Below are 25,775 nucleotides of genomic sequence, written 5' to 3'. Positions count from 1 at the left end.
GCCGTTATGCAGATAAATAGAGTGATAATTAATATAAAGATGCTAAGAGGAATACTTGTTGTTTTACTTATAGGGAGCCTTACGCTGCCAGCTTTTAGCAATATTTTGCAAACAGACGAAGAGCATGGCGCTGGCGAAGACGAGAAAGAGTTTTTATTTTCGGTAGTACCATCAAAAAAGGACGCCATTTTTAAAACGGGTGATAAGATAAGTTATAAGGTTAAAGTACATAACCCCTTTGATGTTGTACAGGAAGGCACTGTAAGTTTTTTGCTAACCTCACTTGACAATAAGGAGGTGGCGCAAAATTCGGTTAAAGTTAAGTTTGACAAACGCAGTTCCGGAGAATATTCGCTAAGCGTACCTCAGCAAAAAGAGCCTGGATTTTATAAGATATCTATTATGATAAATGTCACCGAATATGATGACACTTTACGAAAAGTTATCGGTATCAATCCTCAGCAAATCGTGTCAAAAAATCCAAAACCGGCAGACTTTGATAAGTTTTGGGCGGATGCAGCGACAGAATTATCTGCTGTTAAGCCCGGCTTTAAAATGACCGAACAACCCGTGATGGAGCAAAATGGCATTAAGGTTTATCTTGTTGAAATGCAGTCGTTAAATAACTTAACGATACGTGGTTGGTTAACCATGCCAAAAAACAGGAAGGAAAAGGATAAATTGCCTGTATGGGTAGTAATGCCCGGATACGGCGGAACGGGAGTAAAGCCAATATACGCACAAGGCGGCTTAGCCGTGTTGTCCTTAAATGTACGCGGACAGGGCAATAGCCGTGACGTTATACATCCCACTTATGACGGCTATTTAACAGAGGGCATTGAGTACAGGGATAAGTATATATTGCGCGGTGCCTTAATGGATGGTATGCGAGGGATTGATTTTGTTATGTCACGGCCAGAGCTTGATCCCAAAAACATCACGGTGTCAGGTGCAAGTTTGGGCGGTTACTTTAGCATTGCATTGGCAAGTTTGGATAAGCGGGTAAAATTATGCTCGTCAAATAATCCTGTTTTTAGTGATTGGCGGGCATTAAACAGTTCGGAATGGCCCATGAGCGGATTAATAAAATACAGTAAAGCACGATTTGTTCCGCTCAATAAACTGTTGGATAACCTCGACTATTTCGATTTAAAAAACTTTACCAACGGTTTAGAGTGTAAAGCGCTTATAGGTATAGGTTTGCTTGATCACCTGGCGCCCGCTTATAACCAATATGCTATGCTTAATAACATACCGGGCCCATACAAATTATTTGTTTATCCTGATCTGACGCACGAAGTGCCACAGTCCATTTATGAATATTTCATAAAGTGGATGATGGATGAGTACGGTATTTTTTAAATAAAGATTTTATCGCAATTATATGATTTATAGCAGCATGAGATATGTTTTTTTACTCTTTTTATTAATTGGTGCACGGGCATCGGCGCAAACATCTGACTCGTATGTACAACGCGGCAATACCAAAGCTAATGCTAAAGACCTGTCAGGCGCGGTGGTTGAGTTTACCAAAGCCATTGAACTGAACGCGCAAAATATTGATGCCTATTTTTATCGTGGTAACGCGCACAGTAATATGAAAAATTATGAGCTGGCGGTGTTTGATTACAGCAAGGTAATTGAGTTAAAGCCAAGCTATCCCAACGCATACTTTTATCGCGCTAATGCCTACAGCAACTTTAAAGAGTACAGGCTTGCCATTGCCGATTTTGACCGGGCCGCGCAACTGGCACCACGCAACGCCGATATTTTTCATTATCGCGCAAACGCCAAAGAGAATATAAACGATCATGCTGGCGCTATTGAAGATTTTAACCGCGCCATACAGTTGAAGCCAAAAAAGGCAGAATTATTCCAGTTCAGAGGTGTTGCACGGGCGAACATGAGCGATTATGCCGGTGCCGTTGCGGACTACACAACCGCTTTAAAAATGGCACCGAGGAATGCCGATGTATATTACTATCGGGCAAATGCTAAGGCAAACCTAAACGATTTCAGGGGCGCTATTGATGATTTTAACAGGGCAATTGAACTTAATCCAAATAATCCCGAGGCAATATACTACCGTGGTAACGCCAAAAGTAATATTAATGATAATAAGGGCGCCATTGAAGATTACAACAGGGCTATTAAATTAAACCCAAAACTCACCGAGCTTTACCATTACCTGGGTAACGCACGGATAAACACCTCTGACCACGCCGGCGCTGTTGCAGACTATACCAAAGCCATAGAATTAAATCCGCTTAATGCAGAATTATACTTGCTAAGGGGTGTTGCACATTATTATTTAAAGGATACAGCTGCAGCTATGCTTGATTTAAACAAGTCCATCAAGCTTAATCCACGCAATGCAGAGGCATATTTAAACCGCGGAAATGTTAAATTGGAGCAGCAAAAGTTTGCCGATGCTATACTTGATGCCGATACCGGTTTAACTTACGACGCCAAAAATGTTGAATTGCTGTCCATGCGGGCAAAAGGCAAATATTATACAAACGATACTACGAGCGCCCTTAAAGATATTGAAGCCGCGCTAAAGATTAATCCTAAAAGCGTTAGTGCATACTACACCCGTGGCGACATCAGAAGCGGTATGGGCCAGGATTCGGTAGCTATAAGCGATTACAACAAGGTACTGGAGATTAACCCGAAGATAGAAGATATTTATGTAAAACGTGGCCGCGCGAAAGACCGGATTGGTGATATAAAAGGGGCGATGTCTGATTTTGAAAAGGCGTTGCAGTTAAATTCAAAGGATGAAGACGCCTATCTTGGTTTGGGTATGGCGCGAGACAAGACTAGTGATTATAATGCTGCTATCAACCTTTTTACGGCGGGCATTGCTATCAACCCGCAAAATAAAAATTTTTACCTGCAGCGTGGCATTACGCGTACTCACCTGGACGGGTCGCGACAAGCCTTAAAGGATTTTGACAGGGCAATTGCTATAGATAGTGTATTTGCCGAAGCTTACGGCAACCGCGGATTGGAGAAGATGAGGAATGGCGATGTAGAAGGTGCCATGACCGACTTGAACCGTGCGATTGAACTGCAGGGAGATCAGGCCGAGCCGCATATTTTAATGGGTATGGCAAAGATAGAACAGAAGGATTATCAGCATGCGCTCGATTTTTACAGCCGTGCCCTTGAGCTTGATCCGCGTAACGTGCGTGGTTACATCAGCCGCGCCATTAATAAAGCGTTACTGAAAGATACCGTTGGCATGTTTGACGATTTTAAAGTGGCGCTTAAAATACAACCCACTAATCAAAATATCTACCTGGAGCGTTCAACCGGCCGTTTATTGCTGCGAGATTCAATTGGTGCCGTGCAGGATTGCAATATAGCCATTGAGTTAAATGACGAGAACGCATCTGGTTACCTGCACAGAGGCATGGCTAAATTTGCCTTAAAGGATGCCCGTGGGGCCATACAGGATTATAACAAGGCTTTAAGTTTGCAGGATAATCTTAAGCAAGCTTATGTAAAGCGTGGAGAAGCAAAGGTTATGCTGAAAAATTATACCGAAGCCATTGCTGACTACAATGCAGGCCTGGCTTTAAACAATGCCGATAAACAGATATATTATTTACGCGGACTTGCCCGGATTACTGTAAAAGAAAAAAATGACGGCTGCCTTGATTTAAGTAAAGCGGGGGAACTGGGCTTAAAAGAAGCATACGATGCCATCAAGAAATTATGTAATTAAATTTTTAACTTTATACAATATAATTCAATATAGATGAACAGTTTTTTAAAAGTTCTTTTTTATGTAGTACTTATCATTGTTATTGCATTGGTAGGCATATCGTTATTTAAAAAACGTCCTGAGATACAAACCGTTTTTTACTTTGCTGCGGTTACCATGTTGTTGTATGCTCTCATTTCAGATGAGTTATTTCCAAATAAAAGCATGACCCGAAAGAAACGTATAATACACGAAAGCCGTAAGCAAAACGATTTTAACCAGTAGTTTATGTTGCGGGCCGGGCTATGTTTTACATGGCTTGTGTACGTGTGAAAATAAATAGTTTGAAGTTCGCAACTCCGGTTATCTTATACCGTTTAAAAGGCTAATGTATTCACTTATAAAGTATTTGTTCTCTTTAATGAAGCTGGGCATTATTATAGTATTTTTATTGTATCCTTTTTTTAGCAGTACCGTGGCACAGCATTCATTTGTTTCAGACATACGGGCAACTAATGAGACTAAGATTTTATATAACAATCTTTTTGTTTTAAAAAACAAGGGGGTAATGTTCGGACACCAGGATGACCTTGCTTACGGAGTAGGTTGGAAAAATATCGAAGGCCGCTCGGATGTAAAAGAGGTGACCGGTTCATACCCGGCGGTGTACGGTTGGGACTTGGGGCATCTTGAAAACGATAGTTTAAATAATTTCGATGGGGTGCCTTTTACCGATATGGTAAAATATGTTAAAGAAATTTATGACAGGGGAGGTATCAACACCATCAGCTGGCACTTCAAAGATCCGGTTACTGATAGTACGGCGTGGAGCAAACCCGGAAAAAGTGTTAATCTGATATTAACTGATTCTATATTCAAGGCCAAATACACTGCGTACCTTGATAAGTTTGCAACACTAGTTAAGCAATTTAAAGGAAAGAAAGGCGAGCCTATTCCAATAATATTCAGGCCGCTGCATGAGCATACAGGTAACTGGTTTTGGTGGGGAAAGTCGTCTTGCAGCCCTGCAGAATTTATTGCTTTATGGAAGTACACTGTTGATTACCTGCGCAACAAGCAGAAACTGCATAACATATTATATGCTTATTCTGCAGCTGACTTTGCTACGGAGGGAGACTATCTGGAACGCTATCCCGGAGATCAATATGTTGATATTTTAGGCTTTGACCTGTATGCGGATAAAGATAGCACCTACTTTACAACGCAGCTAAACAAGCGCAGTGCCATGTTGATAAGCATTGCTAAATTAAAAAATAAATTACCTGCGCTTACCGAAGTTGGTTATGAAAACCAACCCGATAGCGACTGGTGGACACAAACTTTATTGCCTGTAATAACAAAGTATCAGTTTTCATACATGCTTACGTGGCGTAACTGGAAAGAAAGTCATTTTTTTGCACCATATCCTGGTCATGCTACAGAAGCCGACTTCAAGCTATTTTACAAATCGCCTGTTACGCTGTTTCAAAAGGATATCAAATCATCCATATACCGTAAGGCGCTAAAAAGATAGCAGTTACCGATGCTGTATTTTAAAGCTCTGGCTCTAATGTTCACACCCTCATTCAGGGCATTTATTACGCCATAGCGTAGGTGTTGCTGTTAATAGGTGACGTTATAGCTTAAAAATTGCGGGATTCTGCCGGCTAAACTTGAAATCGTTTACATAGCGCTTTCCAGTTGCTTTTTCTTATTAGCCTCTACAAGCTTTTGCATACGCGATGTTAGCAGCACCATATTAGCATCTTTGTCTGCATAATCCAACACTTTTTTAAGCGCGCCGATTGATATTTTGTCTTCATCAGTAACGTCGGGATTTTGCAGTGTATATACAGTTAGTGCCGCCATGTACATATTTACAAGGTCAGGGTCATCATCAAAATTCGCAGTTATATCTTCGTCTATCAAAAATGTATAGGTAGGTGTGCAATCCATCCAACGGTTTATGAATGCCGATGCGCGCAACCTATCCTCATCATCCGTAATAAATGGTGTGGCAAAAAGATATTCGGCCACCTGTAGGGCAACTTTATCAGCGGCCACACAGGCATCGTCAGAGTTTAGCTTTAGCTCATTAATAGCAGGTAAAGTTTGTGCCGAAGTATAACTAATTGTTGCAATGCTTAGCAACAACATTACTGTAATCTTTTTCATAACAAAAAAATATAGGGAGGTATGAATTAGACAAAAATAACTGCTTTTGGTTTACTTGCTATGTGAATTATTCCCTGATCGTCATTCAGCATATAATAAATAGTACCGAAGTGCAACAATGATAATATACAAAAAAAGGGATAGCTAACTGTTGCTGCTATCCCTATCAACCAGTGACCCCGCTGAGGCTCGAACTCAGGACCCACAGATTAAGAGTCTGTTGCTCTACCAACTGAGCTACGGAGTCATGATATTTTTTGGTGCAGCAAATAAACGATTATTTTCGGAATAAATCAGAGGTGTGCCGTTATGTGCATGAATTCTTTAGCGTAAAAGAGGCGGTTACACCAATGCTAAAATTTCGTGATAATCTTTCCACGCCGTAAATGCCACGGCTGTGGACGCCTGCATCACCTAAAATTTCTGTAAAGATGTCTGACACGCCGTCGGCAACTTTAGGGCCTTCATCCCAGTCACCTGCAGCCTGGTAATAGATATCGGCATGGTTAATACCCTCGATATTATCTAAACCTACATAATGGTGTATTTGACGAAGCACGTTAACGGCGCATAGCTTCCCGGCCTGGTATCCTTCGGCAGTTGATAGCGTTGACCCAAACCTCCCGGTATATAACCGGTTACCGCCATTTATCGGAAATTGTATGGCAACATAACCAATGTTGCCCCTTATGTTTAATGAAACATAATTGCCCCCCGGCTGCGGCCGGTCAGTGAGATCAATATTGAGTTCGGCCAGTTTATTTAACGGATGCATGATATCGATTAATAAACCGTAAATATAATTATCAGTCTTTAATTCGCGGTGCGTAACATGGCAAAACAAACCCCATCAGGCATAAGATGGGGTAGGACAATAAATTGCTGTATTACAGGTAGATCCCCGGTAAGTGTGTCGGCGGAAGATTAATTGTTTACCAATACTGTCTGGGGCCTTTCAACGCTGGTTTGCAACCTTTCAATAATAACATTCATTTCGCCAATCAGCGTCAGCGCGAGTTTTTCCTGTTCGGCCGCATCCTGGCTAATATTGTGAAAGGTTCTTTCGTGCTTGGTTTCTCTTTTAAGATGTTTAAACCGCCAGGTAATTGTTAAATTATTACCTTCAATAGCAAAGTTTAGCAACTGGTTTGCGCCTTCTTTATAAAGATTATAGCTGTGATTGTTCAGCTTAATAACGTGACCTTTGTTTTCAAAAGCAGTGGCATTAAGGGCATCAGTGATTGATTTGAATTTTTGATACAAGTCTTCCTGCTTAATATCAAGTCGTGTTTTTTTAGCGGTTTTAAAAAAATATACAATTGCTGCAACCGCAAGCGCGATAATTACGTATAACATAGGTTTAACGTTTATATAAGGTTAAAATAAGTTAATGCTAAAGTATAATTATTTGATAATAAATGCAATAGGTGTTAAAAAAAAGTATTGGTTCGGCTTGGTTTTAGCCGTTTCAATGGCTATGTAATATAAAAAGTATAAATTAATATTTTATCTTACACCCTTAGCAACATGAATGGCCAAGAAAAGTAAAGGTAATCATCTTAAATAAGTTCATCAGAATCACAAAAATATTTCTTGCATGATTAAAGACAGGCATTAACTGTAGTGGCTCGTATAACTTTCGATCTAGCATAATCCACCCAAACTAAATGCTTATTGTTTTGTGATAGTATTATTCAAGCGGTTTTGGCTGATACATTTGCTTTATTCTGTCAACTATAGTTGTTTTTGAACCATTGAGGACAACAAACAAAAGGCGGTGGTAGCCCCTTAATACAAGAACGCCACTAAAACAAATGACTTTGCTGGCTTGAGTCGAGTTTTGTTTTAATAAAAAGAGAAAAGTCTTTTGCACCATAAAAATTAAGGTGGTCAGCGTCCCGGAAGCTTTCTGGCTTAATATTCATATCATGAAAATCCCATAAAGTTAATTGCGACAAATGGTTTTTATAATACCTGTAATAATCCTGTTTGTTAAAAAATCTTTGAGCATCTTTAAAAATTGGCATATTAATCAATATCAATTTAATTCCAGCACTATCACATGCTTTTACAATTCCATTAAGATATTCTGTTTGATACTGAGAATAACCTTCAAACCTTATATTATGTGGATCTTTATTTAGTTTTGCTAATGATTTTTCAATCTTTCTTTCTTTATTATTCACATAGCCACCTATATGTAGGTCAGCGAGTGTGAAATTTCCTGTTAATAATTCGAAAACACTACGTTTGCTTTTTACCGGAATTTTCAATAGTGATTCGTAAAAAGATGGTTTTAAAGCAAAAAGCCTAATCTCCCGACAGCCTAGGAAAGGAAAATAATGAGGTACTCTTTCAACTATATATTCATCTCCAATTGTCCACTCATCCTTCTCGGTATACACACTATTAAAATTAAACGAGAGTAGCACGGTATCTAATTTCCGATTGTCAGCTATGAACTTCTTTAGTTTTATATAAGTGTAAAGGTAACCTTCGCCTTCTGAAGACATGTTAAGTGCTCGCGGTATATACTTATCATTAATACCAAGAGCCGTATGAGAGTCACCTAGTATTAATATATTCTTTCCCGTTGGTAATTGGAATGAGGCTTTATTCAGGATATAATAAATTGCACTTATAAGTAATGAGTTTGCCACTAAGAACAGCGCTGTAAACAACATGAACTGACTTAAAAATTTTTTCGCTGTCATATATTAAAATTGGAAATATATAAAATTTTGCTGCTGTGCGCCAACCCATATTATTAACCATGCGAGTATGCAATAATAGCTCCAGCGAAAGAATTTATGTTTAAATAGAGGGCCCGAAATATCTTGTAGCGCATGCTGCTTTTCGCGGTTTAGCCACTCTATTACAAGCATCGATGCGATGAGTAACGGCAGTAAGATCTCAATACCTGTGTATTTTGGAGCTGACAGCCACGATGTGGTAAAGATTCGTTTTAAATATATTAAAGCCTCCGCTATGCTGCTGGCCCTGAAAAATATCCAGGCAAAAACACTCAACGCAAATGTGGCGAGCATCTGTGTCAACTCGCGAAGAGTCGGAAGCGTACGGCCTTTAGCGATTAGGTCGACGTTTTTACGGTTGCTACCACGTAACATCAGAGGTAAAAAATACAAGGCGTTTAGAAAACCCCAAGCAATAAAGGTCCAGTTAGCCCCATGCCAAAAGCCACTTACAATAAATATGATAAAGGTGTTACGAATTACAATAAAAACTGAACCTCTGCTACCTCCCAAAGGAATGTAAAGATAATCACGAAACCATGTAGTAAGTGATATGTGCCAACGCCGCCAAAACTCCGCGATATCGCGTGAAAAATACGGATAAGCGAAATTACGCAGCAGTTCAAAGCCAAATAGCCTGGCGCAGCCTAATGCTATATCTGAATAACCCGAAAAATCGCAGTATATCTGAAATGCGAAGTATATACCGCCGATTAACAGGGTAGTAGCTGGTAAAGTCTCATAATTATCAAATATCTGGTTTACATAAATAGCGCAGTTGTCCGCTACAACAACTTTTTTAAAAAAACCCCAGAGCATCTGGCGCAAGCCGTCGACGGCTTTCTCGTAACTAAAAATTCGATTAGTTTCGATTTGGGGTAAAAGGTGAGTAGCCCTTTCAATGGGGCCCGCAACAAGCAATGGGAAAAAACAAACAAATGCTGCGTAGTTTACAAAGTTTTTAGTAGGGATTGTGTTTCCACGATATATATCAATTACATATGAAATCCCGTGAAAGGTATAAAAAGAAATGCCAACGGGTAAGGCAATATCTAATATATATGGATGTACCTTAAAACCCATACTGCTCAACAATACTCCTGCAGAGTCGGCAAAAAAATTGTAATATTTGAAAAAACATAGTATAATAAGATTGTTAAAAATACTCAACCACAAAAAAAACTTTTTTCGACTTTGCGAATTGTGAATAACCAGCCCAAAATAATAATCAATAAAAGTGGAAAGCATCAGCAGGAAAACGAAACGCCAATCCCACCAACCATAAAATAAATAGCTTGCAGCCAGGATGAAAATGTTTTGTGCTTTTACGCTGTTTTTTAAAACGAACCAATATATCAAGAATACAACTGGTAAAAAGAAAAGAAATTCAATAGAATTAAAAAGCATCAGTTATAAGTTAAAAAGTAGTGCAAATGTTAGGTCTCTCATATTTAATTCTTTTCAATATAAAACAGTTAAATTTATTAATATATTTATAAACATGGTAATTATTTTTTGTTAATATTTTAATAAATCTCGCATTACGATGATATTGCTTACTATATTAATCCAGATTGTAACGTCTCAGTAAAACTATTGGGCGATAATTACTCAATTTTATCTTTGCCCATAGTAATGGACGATACAACTGCTTTCACAAATAGTGCCTCAAAACCTGTCCACCCCATATACAATGCTCATTTTGCCCTGGTATGTCTAAGCTCACTGCTGTTTTCGGCCAGCTTCAATATGCTGATACCGGAGTTACCTGCGTACCTTAGTAGTTTGGGCGGTGCGGAGTACAAGGGATTAATAATTGCGTTGTTTACACTTACAGCGGCACTGTCACGGCCGTTTAGTGGTAAACTTACTGATACGCTTGGCCGGGTGCCTGTAATGGCGGTAGGGTCATTAGTGTGTTTTCTGTGCGGATTTTTATATCCCGTGCTTACTGCCGTAAGCGGCTTTCTGTTTTTGCGTCTTTTTCATGGCTTCTCTACTGGCTTTAAACCAACGGCTACGGCGGCATATGTGGCCGATATTGTTCCGCAAAACCGCTGGGGTGAGGCAATGGGTATACATGGTATTTGTTTCAGCACCGGCATGGCACTGGGCCCGGCCATAGGCAGCGCGATTACCAACTGGTTTTCAATTAACGTATTGTTTTATACATCATCAGTACTCGCATTGTTGTCTATCGCCATCCTATTTAATATGAAGAAAACATTGATGCATAAGCAACGTTTCAGTTTATCCATGTTTAATATATCCAGGCATGATATAATCGACCTCCCGGTAATACCGGCAGGCGTAGTTACATTGCTCGGTTACATGCCGTATGGTGTTATCGTTACTATTATACCTGATTGGGCTGCTTATCTTGGCGTAGCAAATAAAGGTTTGTTTTTTATGGTGTTTACCGTTGCGTCGCTGTTCATCAGGTTTATAGCAGGCCGCATGTCTGATAGTTACGGCCGGGTACAGGTAATTCGTACGGGGTTAATTATTACGGCTATGTCCCTTATTGTTATGGCCGCTTACGAAAGTTTTAGCGGATTGATGGCCGGCGCGGTACTGTTTGGTATTGGCGGCGGTATTATGTCGCCGGCTATAAGTGCCTGGACGATAGACCTGGCATCGCCCGATCAACGGGGTAAGGCAAACGCCACCATGTACATAGCCCTTGAAGTAGGTATAGGTTTGGGAGCATTGCTTGCCGGCTGGTTTTTTAATGACGTAATACAAATGATCCCTCCGTTATTATACGCCTCTGCCGGGATATTGATTGTTGGGTTCGTCTACATGTTTTATTGGACCAAGACACCGTATAGCGGACATTAAAAGTATGTCGCAGCGAAGCACAGATAATATCTTACATTGTTGACGGTAATTTAGTGACTTTAGCCCAGTAAGGGTTGTTTGTTATGCCCCGATGCTTGTAGATGGTCAAGGCGTTCTGTATAACAGAAGTTTTATAGCCGGTTATTTCAGCAGCGTGCGAGTTACCATGTAGCTACCCGCACGCCGCTAATTATTAAGCCAGCGCATAAAGTTCTTCGCGCTGTTGTTGTACAGCCTCGCTGTTTATATATTCATCGTAGGTCATTAGTTTGTCAATGTAACCTGCCGGTGTAATTTCAATAATACGTGTAGCTACGGTTTGCAGCAACTCGTGGTCACGCGAGGTAAACAGTATAGTACCGCGGAAGTCTTTCATGCCATTATTAAGCGCGGTTATTGACTCAAGGTCCAGGTGATTGGTCGGCTCGTCAAAAAGCAAAACGTTAGCCTGCTGCAACATCATACGGCTAAACATGCAGCGCATTTTTTCTCCGCCCGATAGTACATTGCTTTTCTTTAATACCTCTTCGCCGCTGAACAACATGCGCCCTAAAAAGCCGCGGATAAACTGATCGTCTTTTTCGCCCGGCGAATATTCGCGCAGCCAGTCTATCAGATTGTCGTTTTTTCCCTCAAAGTACTCAGAGTTTTCAATAGGAATATCGGCTGCATTAATGGTAACACCCCATTTAAAACTACCCTTATAATCGTTATCACGCCCCATCAGCACATCATAAAAAGCGGTAGTGGCGAGGCTGTTTTGAGATAGTATGGCAATTTTATCGCCTTTGCCTACCATAAAGCTTACATCGCCGAAAAGCTTTTCGCCGTTTTGAGTTTTTCCAAGTTTTTCAACCTGCAATATCTGGTCGCCCGCCTCGCGGCCGGTGTTGTTAAATATAATACCCGGGTATTTTCGGTTTGATGGTTGTATTTCCTGCAGATCAATTTTATCCAACGCTTTTTTACGGCTGGTAGCCTGTTTTGATTTTGATGCATTTGCGCTGAAGCGGCGTATAAAATCCTGTAATTCTTTTACGCGGTCTTCCATCTTTTTATTCTGGTCGGCCCGCTGTTTTAAGGCAAGCTGGCTAGATTCATACCAAAAGCTGTAGTTGCCCGTAAATATGGTCATCTTACCAAAATCTATATCTACCACGTGTGTACATACAGTATCTAAAAAGTGCCTGTCGTGCGATACCACAAGCACAATGGCCTCGTAACTCGCCAAAAAGTCTTCCAGCCAGGTAACGGTATGTATATCCAGGTCGTTGGTAGGCTCATCCAGCAATAATATATCCGGATTGCCAAACAGCGCCTGCGCTAACAATACGCGTACTTTTTGTTTACCGTCAAGCTCTTTTAGAAGTTTGTAGTGCAAATCTTCCTTTATGCCCAGGTTACTTAGCAGGGTAGCGGCGTTACTCTCAGCGTTCCAGCCATCCATTTCGGCAAATTGGCTTTCCAGTTCTCCGGCACGTTCCCCGTCTGCGTCACTAAAGTCTTCCTTCAGGTAAATCGCATCCTTATCTTTCATTACCTTGTACAGCTCGCTATGTCCCATCAATACAGTTTCAATCACCGTAAACTCATCAAACTCATGGTGGTTTTGTTTTAATACGGCCATACGCTCGCCGGGGGTAAAGCTTACCGTGCCACTGGTAGGGTCAATCTCTTTTGAGAGTATCTTTAAAAAAGTTGATTTTCCTGCACCGTTGGCACCAATTATACCATAGCAGTTACCCTGCGTAAATTTTAAATTAACATCCTCAAACAATGTACGTTTGCCGTACCGTAACGTTAGATTTGATACTGTAATCATGCTGCACCTTTAATTTGGCGCAAAAATACGGTTAATTAATTCAAGATTAAAGAAACCGGCGATAATTGGGGGTTTCCGCTTTATATTTTACCTGCAATAATATTTGTTGACATGATATTAATTTATAATTTAGGTGTAATAAATCTTTAATTTTAATGGCTAAAATTTAGCTCTTTTACCATAAGGTCTGAACCAATAAAATTTAACAGACTGCATTTGTAAAATAGCAATAGATTTTAAGTTAATAACCAATTTTCTCCCAATATATATAGCATATTTTTTTACAATCTTTTATGGATGATGTTTACCGTATTATTTTAGATCGCGGGCTGGCCGGCATATGGGACTGGGATATAAAAAATAATACAACTTATTTAAGTCCGTCATTTAAGTCAATGTTCGGATATGATGACTCTGAGTTGGATAGCACACCTTACGGCTGGCAATCATTAATTCATGCTGACGACATAGGCCCGGCAACGCAGGCGTTAAATAAATTTCTGGATAGCGGGAGTAAGGACACGTTTCGTGTTACGGTAAGATACTGGCATAAAAACGGATCCATCATTTGGATAAATTCAACCGGTATGGTGGCTGAGTGGGATCACGCCGGTAAGCCAGCACGTATGGTTGGCTGGCATATTGATGTTACCAACCAAAAGTTAATTGAGCAAAAGCTCAAAAAAACCAAAGACTTGCTCAATAAAACCAACCTGAGCGTAAGGCTGGGCGGATGGGAAATAGACGTAGTTACAGGTAAGGTAGCATGGACACGGGTTACAAAGCAAATTTACGAGGTACCGCTTGATTACGAACCACGCCTGGAAACCAGGCTCGAATTTTATAAAGAAGGCGATAGCCGCGAAAAAATAAGGGAAGCGGTAGACAAAGCTATTATAACCGGCCAGCCCTTTGATGTAGAAGCTATACTGATTACTACAAGTGGTAAGGAACTGTGGGTGCGGGTAATTGGTAACGCTGAATTTGATAATGGACGCTGCGTAAAGGTTTTTGGCACACTGCAAGATATAAATGACAAGAAGAAGGTTGAGCAGGAGTTAAAAAACAGCGAAGATAGGTTTAAGGGTGCATTTGAAAACTCAACCATTGGCATGGCGCTGGTATCACCGGAAGGCAGATGGTTAAAGGTTAATCAAAAGCTGGTTGAATGTTTGGGATATACGCAGGAAGAATTAAATGAAATAACATTTCAGGAGATCACCTACCCGAATGACCTGGAAGCCGATTTACAGCTTTTAAGAAAATTGCTTGCCGGCGATATACAGAACTATCAAATGGAAAAGCGTTATTTCCATAAAAATGGCGATGTGATATGGACATTGTTGAGTGTATCGTTGGTGCGCGATGATGAAGGTAACGCTTTGCATTACATTTCGCACGTGCAGGATATAACTGATAAAAAGCTAAAAGAAGAACAAATAAAACAAACCCTTGATATTGTAAGCCAGCAAAATAACCGCCTTTTAAATTTTGCTTACATCGTATCGCACAATTTACGAACGCATGCCGGTAATTTTCAATCACTTATAAACCTTGTGAATGATCCGCATACTTCGCCTGACGAAAGGGTTGAATACCTGCAATTGCTTGAAAATGTATCTGCTCAGCTAAATGAAACAATTCTTAACCTTAACGATGTAGTTTCTATTCAAACAAACACCGGCCTGCAAAAAGTCAAAGTAAATCTTAACAGCTACATTAATAAAACCATTAATGTGCTTGCTGCCGAAATTGGCCGCCACAACGCAATTATTTACAATAAGGTTGATAGTAGTGTAGAAATTGACTATCATCCGGCTTACCTGGAGAGCATTTTACTTAATTTTTTAACCAATAGCATACGTTACAAGTGCGAACATAGGGCGCCAGAAATTACTATAGGTTATTTACCAGAGGGCCAAGCAGGCATACTAAGTGTATGCGACAATGGCCGGGGGATAGATATGGATAAGCATGGTCATAACTTGTTTGGCATGTATAAAACTTTTCATGGCAACACAGATGCTAAAGGCGTGGGCCTTTTTATCACTAAAAACCAGATTGAGGCTATGGGAGGGAAAATTGAGGTGCAGAGCCGGGTGGGCGAGGGCACAACTTTTAGCGTATTTATACCTTAATCGCGACTTTTGATCACATTTTGAGGAAAATTGTGGAATATTGATTACAGCAATTTTAAGCCACGTATTAATATTAAATTGATTCTATTAACAATTAAGCGGTTTTATTTAAAAATGCGCACTAAAACAGAGCTTACGCCGTTATAAATGCAAAAATATACACTGCTTAACCCACCTGCATTATTTGGAATAAATTTTGACCTATTATATTTAGTTAATCAATTATATACCCCGTATGATAGCTTTAATTATAGGTTTGGTAATTGCCAATGTATTATTGGTTTTAGGCCGAAGATCACCAAGGAGTAGGATCTATTAAATTATGTAGTTGCTATTTGGGCAACATCAGTAACTCCAATAATGACTGCGTTTGATGGTCTGCTAGTTTTTGCAGTGGACCGGATGCAAGCATTTTCATCATCATGTTAAGTTCTGCCGAAATGGAGAGCGAAACACTTGTGTAAGCAGTTTCTTGTGCAAGCATCCATTTAAAGTTTAACTTAAAAGGCGGCTCATCAGCCGCTACAATGTCTATTAGAGCGTTTTCTATACGATTAGCTACCACTAACCGCAGTTTAGCCATGTTCTGTATGCTAAGCGTACATTCGTCAGCGGTTGAGCGCCAATCCTGTACGTTAGGCGGCATCAATTGCTTATGGTTGTTAAGGTCGGCCAGGAAATGATATATCTCGGTTACCGGCCGTTCTATATGTACTATGCTTTCAAAAATAGTCATGCTAAATGTTTATTGCCCCCATGTACCGGGGCTTTCGCGCCATTGCTTTAACAACTCAACGTCGGCAGGTAAAATATACTGGTTCTCTTCGGCGTATTTTATAAGCGCATTATAATTTGAGAGTGTGAAAAACGGGCACCTGGCATTTTTAAAATTTTCAGTAGCAACATCAAAACCGTATGTAAATATTGCCGCGAGCCCCGCAACATCACAGCCGGCTTCGCGCAGGGCATCCACTGCCTGCAAACTGCTTTTGCCGGTTGATATAAGATCCTCTATAACCACAACCCGGTGTCCGGCAGAGATTTCGCCTTCAATTAAGTTACCGCGGCCGTGCTCTTTCGCTTTTGCACGTACGTAAACAAATGGCAAACCTAACTCCTGTGCCACCAGTGCGCCCTGTGGGATACCCGCGGTTGCTACACCAGCAATACAACCAACAGCACCAAACTCTTCCTGTATCATTGCCGAAAGTTTTTGCCTGATATAGGTGCGTATAGCCGGATGCGATAAGGTTACACGATTGTCGCAATAAATAGGTGATTTCCACCCCGACGCCCATGTAAAAGGATTGTTGGGTTGTAATTTAATTGCTTTAATTTGCAATAGGAATTCGGCTACCTGCCGTTCTGTTTCAATAGTATTAAACATGGCTCAAAAATACAGAATTTATATCAACCAAAAGGTTATTTTGATAACAGAAAAAGTGCCTCAAAATGCCGCCAGCTATCAATTGATTGATGGTCAAACCTTTAATTTGACTACCATTTACCCAAAAATATTAAAATATAATATCGGGCTTTTTTATGTGATTTGTGAGGATGCCAAAGCCTTTATTAAAGAGGTTGAGCGTAGTATAGCGGTTATTGAAGCTGCGGGCGGCCTGGTGAAAAATGACGAGGGAAATTATTTATTTATCTATCGCAATGATAAGTGGGACCTGCCGAAGGGGAAGCTGGAAGACGGCGAAACAAAAAAAACCGGCGCTGTACGCGAGGTTGAGGAAGAGTGCGGAATTACGGTAAATGCCCTCCAAAAAAAAATATGCAAAACATACCATGTATACACCATTAAAGGTACGCCGGTATTGAAAAAAACGCATTGGTATGCCATGAAACACAAAGGTCACGAAAAATTGAAACCGCAAAAAGAGGAGGGTATAACCGATGTGCGGTGGTTTAAAAAGGGCGACATTGACCCGATTTTACAAAATACCTTTCCGTCAATTGTTGATGTGCTGGTTAAAACAGGGCTTGTTAAAGAAAGGCCAGCGCTTCTTTTGGGATAAACTGGCTAACATCGCCATTGTGGCGCATAATTTCGCGTACAATGGTTGAGCTAAGTGCAGAGTATCCCGGCTTGCTCACTATAAAAATACTTTCAACATCAGGGGCAAGTGTATGGTTCATCTGGGCTATGCCTTTTTCATACTCAAAGTCTGATACGGTACGTATGCCGCGTATCATGTAATTAGCATCGATACTGCGACAAAAATCCACAGTCAGCCCCTCGTAAGCGATGATATGTATTTTAGGTTCATGCTCAAAAACCGACCGCAACATTTGCTGACGCTTTTCGATGCTTAAAAAACTGGTTTTTGAACTGTTTACACCTATCCCGATATAAATTTTATCAAACAATCCTACTGATCGTTTTACGATATCAACGTGTGCTTTGGTTACCGGGTCAAACGAGCCGGGGAATAAGGCAATGTTCATAACGTAAAGATGGTAATTATTTTTATTAGTTGACGGCTGTACCTTTTGATTACATCAATGGGATACCGGCGTCCCTCAGGAAGCTGGTTGATTAAAAAACGAAAATGATGAATGCCCGTACTTACGCTGCTCTGTATATGCCGGATGGTTACTTAAATTTTGCATGGACTGGTGTTCCACAATGAGCAATCCTCCCGGCGATAAAAGGCTTTTTTCAAAAACCAGCTTAGGTATCTCGGGGATACGGTTTAAATCGTAAGGCGGGTCGGCAAATATAATATCGTAAGTGGGCGTTTCCATTTCAAGATATTTAAACACATCAGCTTTAAAAGTCTTTATGTTTTCCAGCTTATGTTTGCGGGCGGTATCGTTTACATAGTTAATTCCGCCCTGGTTGCGGTCTACCGCAGTAACTAGTAGCGCCCCGCGTGATGCAAACTCAAACGATATATTGCCCGTGCCGCTAAACAGGTCGAGCACGTTGATGCCTTCAAGTTGTACCCTGTTTTGCAAAATGTTAAATAGTGCTTCTTTTGCCAGGTCGGTAGTTGGGCGTACCGGTAAGTTCGTAGGTGGATTTAATCGTAAGCCCCGTAATGTGCCGCCAATTATCCGCATAAAGATAATGATGCAAGTGAGAGTATCTGATGCGGTTCAACCTGCGGAGGTAATTGCAGTATTTGCAAGTTAATGGTATCAATAACGCCAAAAAATTCGGCAAGCCTGGCCGCGTTTTCATCGCCCTTTGCTACATCGCCGCTCAGGCACACGCCTGTGCGTTTTGGCTGCAGTTTAAGTTGATTAGTAACCAGGGTGGCGTAATAAGCAAGCTCATCAGGGTTGAAAAAGTCAAATGCATTATAGTAGCGCAGCTTGCCGTAGTGATAATACAGAAAAGAAACTTTGCTGCCATTTATGTCTGCATATAAAATATCATCGGCAGGATTGCTGCCTGCTATGGCTTTTATCCAGCCTTTAGCGCCAAAGGTGGTATTTTCAAGGCCTAATACATCAGCGGCTTCGGTAATGAGGGCTGTTACTTTGTACACTATGCGGTTTTCGCTGTCAAGCTTCTGTATAAATACGCTTTCGTCTGTTTGTACATTCAAAAAACGCGCGAAATTTTGGGCTTGAGCATCGTTATAAATACTTTCGGGCACCAAAGTAAATCCTGCTGCGGGCAAACCAACAACAACCTTGTTGTAATTAGCGGATAAAACGCTTTTAAACTTATCAGGCTGTGTTAACTCGCTGGTAACAGCCTGACCGGAGGCCATCAGTTTGTTATTGTGAACAACGGCAAAAGTGAATGAGCCGGTATTTAGTTGCAATAAGAAAGTATAATTACCAGCCTGTTCAAGGCTAAAACTTTCGTTTTGATAGTTATAAACAGGTTCGTTCATGCTTGTTAGCAAAAGTAATATTTTTTAGGAAACATTGTATACCCGCGGCCATGTCAGTTACAAAGGAGTTTTAAAACACGCTATATTCATCACAGGGCAGAGCGGTTAATTCATTACATTTGTGTGTGCCTGCATCTACCGACATCATTCGCAAAGCGTTCCCTCATGAACCAACACCACAACAGGAAGAATTATTTAGCATACTCCACCGGTTCTTATCCAGTGACGGCGGCGACGAATGCTTTATATTAAAGGGTTACGCAGGTACGGGTAAAACAACTGTTGTAAGCGCGCTGGTAAAAGCGCTGCGCGGCTTCAACTACAAGTCTGTTTTGTTAGCGCCCACAGGCAGAGCCGCCAAGGTTATTACCAATTATTCAGGGAAAAAGGCTTTTACTGTTCATAAGCGCATTTATCGTAAAAAGTCGGCGCTGAGCGTAGAGGAGGGGTTTGTGCTGAGCGATAACCTGGCGAGCGATACGTTGTATATTGTTGATGAAGCTTCGATGATAGCTGACGAAACGGGCGTTAACGCGCGCAGTTTATTGCGCGACTTGGTAAATTACGTTTATAACACTAAAAATTGTAAACTAATGCTTGTTGGTGATACAGCACAGCTTCCGCCGGTAGGGTCAGAGGATAGCCCGGCGCTCGATGTGGAACTGATGAAAGCCAATTACGCGTTAAACATATTTAGCTATGAAATGACCGATGTATTGCGCCAACAAAAAAACTCGGGTATTTTATACAACGTAACCAATGTGCGCGACATGATAAGGCTGGAAAAAATGCAAATGCCGCGCATTACCACAAAAGGTTATAAGGATGTTTACCGGATGGGCAGTGAAAGGCTTGAAGAAGGACTGGAATATGCCTATAGCAAGTATGGGCACGACAGTACCCTGATAATTTGCCGCTCAAATAAAAATGCCAATATGTACAATCGGCAAATACGGGCCCGTATTTTATGGCGGGAAGAAGAGCTTACCGGCGGCGACCAGATAATGGTGGTACGTAACAACTATTTTTGGCTGCAGGAGCAGGAAGAAGGCAGCACCGGCTTTATTGCCAATGGTGATATAGCGCGCATCAGAAAAGTGCGCGGCATTGAAGATATGTATGGCTTTCGGTTTGCCAACGTGCAATTGGAGTTTATTGATTATGCCGAAGATCCGGTATTGGACTGTAAGGTTATGCTTGATACCCTGTATACTGAGGCACCCGCTTTACCGGCTGATGATCAGAAGCGTTTTTATAACGAGGTAATGAAGGATTATGAGCACATAGCCAACAAGCGCGCCCGGCATAATGAACTTAAGCTGAATCCTTATTATAATGCCCTGCAAGTTAAGTTTGCATATGCGGTTACCTGCCATAAGGCGCAGGGTGGGCAATGGCCTGCCGTATTTGTAGACCAGGGTTTTTTAACGGAAGAAATGGTTAATATGGATTTTTTACGCTGGTTTTACACGGCTTGCACACGGGCTACAAACGAATTATTCTTAGTGAATTTTAATGAAAGATTTTTCGTTTAACCAGCAGTTCACGGATAAACACAGCGTTAATATGAACCAAGATCCATGAACCAAGAACCAAGAATCATCAGCCATGAATCATCAGCCATGAACTATGATCGATGAACTATGATCGATGATCCATGAACTACGAACTATGAACCATGAACTATGAACCATCAACAAAGTTCACCCGCTATCAACTAAAATACCTCATCCGCCTCGGGCAGGTACATCCTGAAGACAGAGCCCTTGCCAACTTCACTTTCTACCTCAATGCGTCCTTTATGTTTTTCAACTATCTGATGCACTATGCTCAAACCCAACCCGGTTGATTGCTCACCACGTATGCCGGCGCGGCCCGCTGCCGAAAAACGGTCGAAAATCCGTGGCAGCATATTCGCTGGTATTCCCATCCCATAATCCTTTACTTCAATAACAATCCGGTTGTCTTCTTTGCTGAGTAATACTTCGATAGGGTCCGTTTCTTTTGAAAACTTGCTGGCATTACTTACCAGGTTATCTATTACACGGTGAAATTTTTCGGTGTTCAGAAAAACATATGCCGGGTCTTGTTCACTTTTAAATATAATGTTGTTGGGTAGTTTTTTTGCTACACGCCAAGTGTTCACAATGCTTTTTAACAGCATGTTTACCTCGGTTTTTTGTGTTTCAAACGATGCATTCTCGTTGCGGGCTACCTCAAGCAAATCATTGATAATACTGCGTGCTTTTACGCACGATGCTTTTATCATGGTGAGGTTTTCCTGTGTGTTTTCGTCAACATCGTCCAGTTCCATTAACATGGCTATAGTTTCTACCGCCCCAATAGGGTTGCGTAAATCATGGGCAACCATGCCCAACACCTCGTTTTTAAAGTTGCTGGCTTTTTCTATCTCGATGTTTTTCTGGCTTATCTCAACAAGCTGTAAAAAATGGTTTGCCCGGTATGAGTAGTTGTATCTCGATATAAAAAAGAAGCCTGTAAGCAGTATAGCAGCAATAAGCTCATTATACAATATTTCGGTAGGATCGCTTGATAACTTTAATAGTACAAAAGTGAAAATAATACCGCTTAAAAGTGTTAAAAGCCAGGTCTCAGAGTATTCAAAAACACATACTGCTCCTATAACAGTTAAGGCAATCATAAACGTTATAGGGTTATCGCTGGGGATGTAGGTTGCTAAAAAGCTGGATATCATTCCGCTCACGATAATGAAGAAGGCAAAAGCTACCACGTTGACCGACATGATAAATGTTGCTTTGTGCGTTTTTTTTATCTCTTTATACAAAAAATAGGTGGCTACATAAAATATGGGGGCAACCACTACAAATATCCAGTTGGTTAAGTTAAACTCCGGAAAGTTATGTATCCGCGTAATGTTTTTAGGGAATAAGGAAAGCAGGAGCCTGAGTGATAAGTTTAATCCCCAGAATATGATACACAGCGTTTTTACAGCCTTTAAATTTTGCAGTGTGTAATAACAGCGAAAATCGGCGCGGCTTTTTTTAGCAATGGTTTTTAAAAAATGATCACTCACAGCAAAAACGAATTGGGGTCGATTCAAAAATAGAAATTTTAGCAGTAAAAAGAGCTTAAACTGCTGTTTTATATGTTTTTGCAGACAAAACGTCACTCATATTTAAATGTTCGCGACATTTTTTCATCAAACTAAAATTGGCAATAGTTTTGAACAAGGTTAAACACTATGAATTTTAACAATTTTACCATAAAAGCCCAGGAAGCCGTTCAAAAGGCTTCGGAAATTGCTACAGGGAATCAGCAGCAAGCTATTGAAAACGCGCATTTACTGAAAGGCTTGCTATTGGTTGACGAGAACGTTATTTCATACCTGTTAAAAAAGCTCAACGTGAACCTTAACAGGTTGACCGAAACTCTTGACAAGCAGATCGGCACTTTTCCGAAGGTGAGCGGAAGTAATATATATTTATCATCAGATGCCAATGCGGCCTTGCAAAAAGCGCAGGGATATTTAAAGGAATTTAAGGACGAATTTGTGTCGGTTGAACATATTCTTTTAGGTATCCTGGCATCAAATGATAAAACAGCCGGTGTACTTAAAGATGCCGGCGTTAGTGAAAAGGATCTAAAAAAAGCTATTGTTAGCCTGCGTGGCGATAATAAAGTAACCGATCAGAATGCCGAGGCTACTTACAACGCGCTAAATAAATATGCCCGTAACCTTAACGAGTATGCCGAATCGGGCAAGCTAGACCCTGTGATAGGACGGGATGAAGAGATACGTCGTGTGATACAGATATTATCACGTCGTACAAAAAACAACCCTATACTTGTGGGTGAGCCCGGCGTGGGAAAAACCGCTATAGCCGAAGGCATTGCCTTCCGCATCATCCAGGGCGACGTCCCTGAAAGTTTAAAAAGCAAGGTTGTTTATTCGCTTGATATGGGCGCATTGGTTGCGGGTGCTAAATACAAGGGTGAATTTGAAGAGCGCCTGAAGGCGGTTATAAAAGAGGTAGTACAAAGCGATGGCGATATTATCCTTTTTATCGACGAGATACACACCCTTGTAGGTGCCGGGGGAGGCGAAGGCGCAATGGACGCCGCAAACATACTTAAGCCTGCTCTTGCCCGTGGCGAACTACGCTCGATTGGTGCCACCACGCTTAACGAGTATCAAAAATATGTGGAAAAGGATAAGGCCCTTGAGCGCCGTTTTCAAAAGGTAATGGTTGACGAACCTGATGCGGCGGATGCCATATCAATATTGCGTGGATTAAAAGAACGCTACGAGGCGCATCACAAAGTGATCATCCGGGACGAAGCCATTATAGCGGCGGTTGAGATGTCGCAACGCTATATATCTGACAGATTTTTGCCTGATAAAGCCATTGACCTGATGGATGAAGCAGCAAGCAAACTGCGTTTGGAGATGGATTCGGTACCTGAGGCTGTTGATGAGCTAAACCGCCGCATCATGCAGTTGGAAATTGAACGTGAAGCCATCAAGCGCGAAAAGGATGAAAAGAAGGTTAAAGAGCTAAGCGAAGAAATAGCTAATTTATCAGCCGACCGCGATTCGTTGTATGCGAAGTGGAAAGGCGAAAAGGACCTGGTTGATAATATTAACCAGAAAACTGAGCAGATAGAAAACTTTAAGCTGGAGGCCGACCAGGCCGAACGTGCCGGCGACTATGGCAAGGTAGCGGAGTTACGCTACGGCCGTATCAAAGAGGTGCAGGACGAGATAGAAAAACTGAAAATATCGCTGCAACAAATGCAGAGCGATAGCCGGATGCTGAATGAAGAGGTAACGGCTGATGATATAGCAGGCGTTGTATCAAGATGGACCGGCATACCGGTGAGCAAAATGATACAGAGTGAACGTGAAAAGCTGCTGCACCTGGAAGAAGAATTGCATAAACGGGTAGCGGGTCAGGAAGAGGCGATTGAAGCAATCAGTGATGCCATACGCCGCAGCCGTGCAGGTTTACAGGACAAGCGCAAGCCAATCGGCTCCTTCATCTTTTTGGGTACTACCGGTGTAGGTAAAACAGAACTTGCCAAGGCGCTTGCCGAGTTCCTGTTTAATGACGAGAGTGCGCTGGTACGCATTGATATGAGCGAGTACCAGGAGCGCCACGCTGTATCGCGTTTGATAGGTGCGCCTCCGGGATATGTCGGTTATGATGAAGGCGGCCAGCTAACTGAAGCTGTGCGCCGGAAACCATACAGTGTGGTTTTACTCGACGAGATTGAGAAAGCACATCCTGACGTGTTTAATATCCTTCTACAAGTGCTTGATGACGGTCGCTTAACTGATAATAAAGGTCGTGTGGTAAATTTCAAAAATACCATCATCATCATGACGTCTAACATTGGTTCAAATGTGATACAGGAAAACTTTCAGACACTTGACGATGATAACCGCGACGAAGTGATGGCTAAAACCAAAAATGAACTGTTTGAGTTGCTGCGCAGCACCATCAGGCCGGAGTTTTTAAACAGGATAGATGAAATTATCATGTTTACCCCGCTAAGCCGGAACGAGATTGGGGCAATTGTTAAACTGCAATTTAAACAGGTGCAGGATACACTGGCGGAAATGGGTATGACCATAGAAGCGACAGATGAAGCGCTCGACTGGCTGGCCCAACTGGGTTATGATCCGCAATTTGGTGCACGCCCGCTTAAGCGTGTTATCCAAAAAAAGATACTGAACGAGTTATCTAAACAGATACTTGGTGGTAAAGTGGATAAGGACAGCACCATAAAGCTGGATATGTTTGATAACCAGTTTGTATTTATGAATTCGTGATTAGTGAGTGGTTTATTAAGTGAGTAGCTTTTTTGAGTGACCGGTTAAACCTAATTTGCTTAATCGCATCAAACAAATATAATAACTCCATCATATAGCAAAAGAGCTGCTTTCGGGCGGCTCTTTTGCGTTTTGCCTGCATTAGTTAATTGAATTGAATAGTATAGCCTTCAATCATTATAAATTTAATCTTGCATAACAAACAAATATTAGCTTAATACGGTTAGTATATCAGGCAGCAGCTATCAACCTCTGCTGATTATTTATCACTAAAATATACTACCATGGAAAATTATGAAACCTTAGTGGATGCCACTAACGACCTTTTTAAAAAAGGATATACAGCTAACTTAAGTTTGGACAATGATTCGGTTAATGACAATAGCCAGGGAATAGAGATGCTTCCTGATGAGTTTGAAATCGACGGATTTTACCGCTTTGAAGGGCCAAGCAACCCTTCAGACATGTCTATAGTATATGCCATCAGTTCTGAAAAGCATAACCTGAAAGGGGTGCTGGTAAATGCCTATGGCGTATATGCCGATGATGCAACAGCCGCGCTGGTTGCTAAACTACACCATGGCCAGGTAAGTTCAAATCTGCATGGCGAAGACAGGCCTACAGCATAACTTTAGCTAAAATTGAAGTCAGGAATTAGGAGT

The 25,775-nt window shown here is 41.2% G+C and carries 22 protein-coding genes and 1 tRNA gene; 10 read left to right on the top strand and 13 right to left on the bottom strand.

The features are described 5' to 3' along the window. Positions 1-39 precede the first annotated feature (39 nt). The 4 genes from DJ568_RS05190 (at position 40) to DJ568_RS05175 (ending at position 5,246) form a co-directional block, all read left to right on the top strand. Complete coding sequence (locus DJ568_RS05190; protein ID WP_158534876.1) at positions 40-1,362, top strand: acetylxylan esterase; 1,323 nt, start codon at positions 40-42, stop codon at positions 1,360-1,362. 37 nt (positions 1,363-1,399) lie between these two features. Next, complete coding sequence (locus tag DJ568_RS05185; protein WP_158534875.1) at positions 1,400-3,733, top strand: tetratricopeptide repeat protein; 2,334 nt, start codon at positions 1,400-1,402, stop codon at positions 3,731-3,733. A 33-nt stretch (positions 3,734-3,766) separates the two neighbouring features. Beyond that, positions 3,767-3,997 (top strand): hypothetical protein, encoded by a 231-nt coding sequence (locus DJ568_RS05180; RefSeq protein WP_114004176.1) that lies wholly within the window; start codon positions 3,767-3,769, stop codon positions 3,995-3,997. 103 nt (positions 3,998-4,100) lie between these two features. Continuing rightward, positions 4,101-5,246: a glycoside hydrolase family 26 protein gene (locus DJ568_RS05175; RefSeq protein ID WP_114004175.1), complete on the top strand. Its 1,146-nt coding sequence runs from the start codon at positions 4,101-4,103 to the stop codon at positions 5,244-5,246. Between the two features lie 149 nt (positions 5,247-5,395). Here DJ568_RS05175 and DJ568_RS05170 read toward each other — a convergent pair whose 3' ends face one another. The 6 genes from DJ568_RS05170 to DJ568_RS05145 form a co-directional block, all read right to left on the bottom strand. After that, positions 5,396-5,887, bottom strand: a complete 492-nt coding sequence (locus DJ568_RS05170) for a hypothetical protein (protein ID WP_114004174.1) — start codon at positions 5,885-5,887, stop codon at positions 5,396-5,398. Between the two features lie 174 nt (positions 5,888-6,061). Further along, positions 6,062-6,134: transfer RNA gene (locus DJ568_RS05165), tRNA-Lys, on the bottom strand. 60 nt (positions 6,135-6,194) lie between these two features. Next, a complete protein-coding gene (locus DJ568_RS05160) occupies positions 6,195-6,662 on the bottom strand; it encodes a RidA family protein (protein ID WP_114004305.1) in 468 nt (155 codons plus the stop codon). Positions 6,663-6,811: 149 nt separating this feature from the next. Continuing rightward, the gene (locus DJ568_RS05155) at positions 6,812-7,243 is read right to left on the bottom strand and encodes a hypothetical protein (protein ID WP_114004173.1); all 432 of its coding nucleotides are present in this window, start codon (positions 7,241-7,243) and stop codon (positions 6,812-6,814) included. A gap of 449 nt (positions 7,244-7,692) precedes the next feature. Further along, complete coding sequence (locus DJ568_RS05150) at positions 7,693-8,601, bottom strand: hypothetical protein (RefSeq protein ID WP_114004172.1); 909 nt, start codon at positions 8,599-8,601, stop codon at positions 7,693-7,695. Between the two features lie 3 nt (positions 8,602-8,604). After that, positions 8,605-10,047 (bottom strand): MBOAT family O-acyltransferase, encoded by a 1,443-nt coding sequence (locus tag DJ568_RS05145; RefSeq protein ID WP_114004171.1) that lies wholly within the window; start codon positions 10,045-10,047, stop codon positions 8,605-8,607. 228 nt (positions 10,048-10,275) lie between these two features. Here DJ568_RS05145 and DJ568_RS05140 point away from each other — a divergent pair, with 228 nt between their 5' ends. Further along, positions 10,276-11,481, top strand: a complete 1,206-nt coding sequence (locus tag DJ568_RS05140; RefSeq protein WP_114004170.1) for an MFS transporter — start codon at positions 10,276-10,278, stop codon at positions 11,479-11,481. 193 nt (positions 11,482-11,674) lie between these two features. Here the strand turns inward: DJ568_RS05140 and DJ568_RS05135 are convergent, their stop codons facing one another. Beyond that, entirely contained in the window at positions 11,675-13,303 is a 1,629-nt protein-coding gene (locus DJ568_RS05135) for an ABC-F family ATP-binding cassette domain-containing protein (protein ID WP_114004169.1), read from the bottom strand. A gap of 293 nt (positions 13,304-13,596) precedes the next feature. Between DJ568_RS05135 and DJ568_RS05130 the strand changes: the two genes are divergently transcribed. Then, on the top strand, positions 13,597-15,441 hold the full coding sequence (locus tag DJ568_RS05130; protein ID WP_114004168.1) for a PAS domain-containing sensor histidine kinase: 1,845 nt from the start codon (positions 13,597-13,599) through the stop codon (positions 15,439-15,441). 331 nt (positions 15,442-15,772) lie between these two features. On the opposite strand, the gene DJ568_RS05125 is transcribed toward DJ568_RS05130, so the two are convergent. Both DJ568_RS05125 and pyrE read right to left on the bottom strand, forming a co-directional pair. Then, the gene (locus tag DJ568_RS05125; protein ID WP_114004167.1) at positions 15,773-16,177 is read right to left on the bottom strand and encodes an SRPBCC family protein; all 405 of its coding nucleotides are present in this window, start codon (positions 16,175-16,177) and stop codon (positions 15,773-15,775) included. 9 nt (positions 16,178-16,186) lie between these two features. Continuing rightward, positions 16,187-16,828, bottom strand: coding sequence for an orotate phosphoribosyltransferase (pyrE, locus tag DJ568_RS05120; protein WP_114004166.1), 642 nt, complete (start codon positions 16,826-16,828; stop codon positions 16,187-16,189). Here pyrE and DJ568_RS05115 point away from each other — a divergent pair. Next, positions 16,827-17,465, top strand: a complete 639-nt coding sequence (locus DJ568_RS05115) for an NUDIX hydrolase (protein ID WP_114004165.1) — start codon at positions 16,827-16,829, stop codon at positions 17,463-17,465. The genes pyrE and DJ568_RS05115 overlap by 2 nt on opposite strands. Here the strand turns inward: DJ568_RS05115 and coaD are convergent. From coaD to DJ568_RS05100, 3 genes are all read right to left on the bottom strand, one after another. Further along, positions 17,434-17,895 carry a pantetheine-phosphate adenylyltransferase gene (gene coaD / locus DJ568_RS05110; protein ID WP_114004164.1) on the bottom strand — a complete coding sequence of 154 codons (462 nt, stop codon included), beginning with the start codon at positions 17,893-17,895 and terminating at the stop codon, positions 17,434-17,436. The two genes, DJ568_RS05115 and coaD, sit on opposite strands and share 32 nt — an antisense overlap. 75 nt (positions 17,896-17,970) lie before the next feature. Further along, a complete protein-coding gene (gene rsmD / locus DJ568_RS05105) occupies positions 17,971-18,513 on the bottom strand; it encodes a 16S rRNA (guanine(966)-N(2))-methyltransferase RsmD (protein ID WP_114004163.1) in 543 nt (180 codons plus the stop codon). After that, positions 18,504-19,298 (bottom strand): DUF3822 family protein, encoded by a 795-nt coding sequence (locus DJ568_RS05100; RefSeq protein WP_114004162.1) that lies wholly within the window; start codon positions 19,296-19,298, stop codon positions 18,504-18,506. The genes rsmD and DJ568_RS05100 overlap by 10 nt, the downstream gene beginning before the upstream one ends. Before the next feature lie 125 nt (positions 19,299-19,423). Between DJ568_RS05100 and DJ568_RS05095 the strand changes: the two genes are divergently transcribed. Then, positions 19,424-20,833 carry an ATP-dependent DNA helicase gene (locus DJ568_RS05095; protein ID WP_114004161.1) on the top strand — a complete coding sequence of 470 codons (1,410 nt, stop codon included), beginning with the start codon at positions 19,424-19,426 and terminating at the stop codon, positions 20,831-20,833. 182 nt (positions 20,834-21,015) lie between these two features. Here DJ568_RS05095 and DJ568_RS05090 read toward each other — a convergent pair whose 3' ends face one another. Then, positions 21,016-22,380 (bottom strand): sensor histidine kinase, encoded by a 1,365-nt coding sequence (locus DJ568_RS05090; protein ID WP_147238712.1) that lies wholly within the window; start codon positions 22,378-22,380, stop codon positions 21,016-21,018. Between the two features lie 141 nt (positions 22,381-22,521). On the opposite strand from DJ568_RS05090, the gene clpB reads away from it, so the two are divergent. Together clpB and DJ568_RS05080 are read left to right on the top strand one after the other, a co-directional pair. Beyond that, the gene (clpB, locus tag DJ568_RS05085) at positions 22,522-25,113 is read left to right on the top strand and encodes an ATP-dependent chaperone ClpB (protein ID WP_114004159.1); all 2,592 of its coding nucleotides are present in this window, start codon (positions 22,522-22,524) and stop codon (positions 25,111-25,113) included. Positions 25,114-25,397: 284 nt separating this feature from the next. Beyond that, positions 25,398-25,742, top strand: coding sequence for a phosphoribosylpyrophosphate synthetase (locus DJ568_RS05080; RefSeq protein ID WP_114004158.1), 345 nt, complete (start codon positions 25,398-25,400; stop codon positions 25,740-25,742). The last annotated feature ends 33 nt before the right edge of the window (positions 25,743-25,775 follow it).

This window comes from Mucilaginibacter hurinus (assembly GCF_003324525.1).
Classification (GTDB): Bacteria; Bacteroidota; Bacteroidia; order Sphingobacteriales; family Sphingobacteriaceae; genus Mucilaginibacter; species Mucilaginibacter hurinus.
This window is presented reverse-complemented; position numbering and strand designations above follow the sequence as displayed.

What these genes read in the sequence shown, in the direction of transcription:
- DJ568_RS05180 (WP_114004176.1), top strand. Translation starts at nt 3,767, where the DNA reads ATGAACAGTTTTTTAAAAGTTCTTTTTTATGTAGTACTTATCATTGTT.
- DJ568_RS05140 (WP_114004170.1), top strand. Translation starts at nt 10,276, where the DNA reads ATGGACGATACAACTGCTTTCACAAATAGTGCCTCAAAACCTGTCCAC.
- DJ568_RS05150 (WP_114004172.1), bottom strand. Translation starts at nt 8,601, where the DNA reads ATGACAGCGAAAAAATTTTTAAGTCAGTTCATGTTGTTTACAGCGCTG.
- coaD (WP_114004164.1), bottom strand. Translation starts at nt 17,895, where the DNA reads ATGAACATTGCCTTATTCCCCGGCTCGTTTGACCCGGTAACCAAAGCA.
- DJ568_RS05160 (WP_114004305.1), bottom strand. Translation starts at nt 6,662, where the DNA reads ATGCATCCGTTAAATAAACTGGCCGAACTCAATATTGATCTCACTGAC.
- pyrE (WP_114004166.1), bottom strand. Translation starts at nt 16,828, where the DNA reads ATGTTTAATACTATTGAAACAGAACGGCAGGTAGCCGAATTCCTATTG.
- DJ568_RS05100 (WP_114004162.1), bottom strand. Translation starts at nt 19,298, where the DNA reads ATGAACGAACCTGTTTATAACTATCAAAACGAAAGTTTTAGCCTTGAA.
- DJ568_RS05145 (WP_114004171.1), bottom strand. Translation starts at nt 10,047, where the DNA reads ATGCTTTTTAATTCTATTGAATTTCTTTTCTTTTTACCAGTTGTATTC.
- DJ568_RS05190 (WP_158534876.1), top strand. Translation starts at nt 40, where the DNA reads ATGCTAAGAGGAATACTTGTTGTTTTACTTATAGGGAGCCTTACGCTG.
- DJ568_RS05080 (WP_114004158.1), top strand. Translation starts at nt 25,398, where the DNA reads ATGGAAAATTATGAAACCTTAGTGGATGCCACTAACGACCTTTTTAAA.
- DJ568_RS05130 (WP_114004168.1), top strand. Translation starts at nt 13,597, where the DNA reads ATGGATGATGTTTACCGTATTATTTTAGATCGCGGGCTGGCCGGCATA.
- DJ568_RS05115 (WP_114004165.1), top strand. Translation starts at nt 16,827, where the DNA reads ATGGCTCAAAAATACAGAATTTATATCAACCAAAAGGTTATTTTGATA.
- DJ568_RS05135 (WP_114004169.1), bottom strand. Translation starts at nt 13,303, where the DNA reads ATGATTACAGTATCAAATCTAACGTTACGGTACGGCAAACGTACATTG.
- DJ568_RS05175 (WP_114004175.1), top strand. Translation starts at nt 4,101, where the DNA reads ATGTATTCACTTATAAAGTATTTGTTCTCTTTAATGAAGCTGGGCATT.
- clpB (WP_114004159.1), top strand. Translation starts at nt 22,522, where the DNA reads ATGAATTTTAACAATTTTACCATAAAAGCCCAGGAAGCCGTTCAAAAG.
- DJ568_RS05170 (WP_114004174.1), bottom strand. Translation starts at nt 5,887, where the DNA reads ATGAAAAAGATTACAGTAATGTTGTTGCTAAGCATTGCAACAATTAGT.
- DJ568_RS05125 (WP_114004167.1), bottom strand. Translation starts at nt 16,177, where the DNA reads ATGACTATTTTTGAAAGCATAGTACATATAGAACGGCCGGTAACCGAG.
- DJ568_RS05155 (WP_114004173.1), bottom strand. Translation starts at nt 7,243, where the DNA reads ATGTTATACGTAATTATCGCGCTTGCGGTTGCAGCAATTGTATATTTT.
- DJ568_RS05185 (WP_158534875.1), top strand. Translation starts at nt 1,400, where the DNA reads ATGAGATATGTTTTTTTACTCTTTTTATTAATTGGTGCACGGGCATCG.
- rsmD (WP_114004163.1), bottom strand. Translation starts at nt 18,513, where the DNA reads ATGCGGATAATTGGCGGCACATTACGGGGCTTACGATTAAATCCACCT.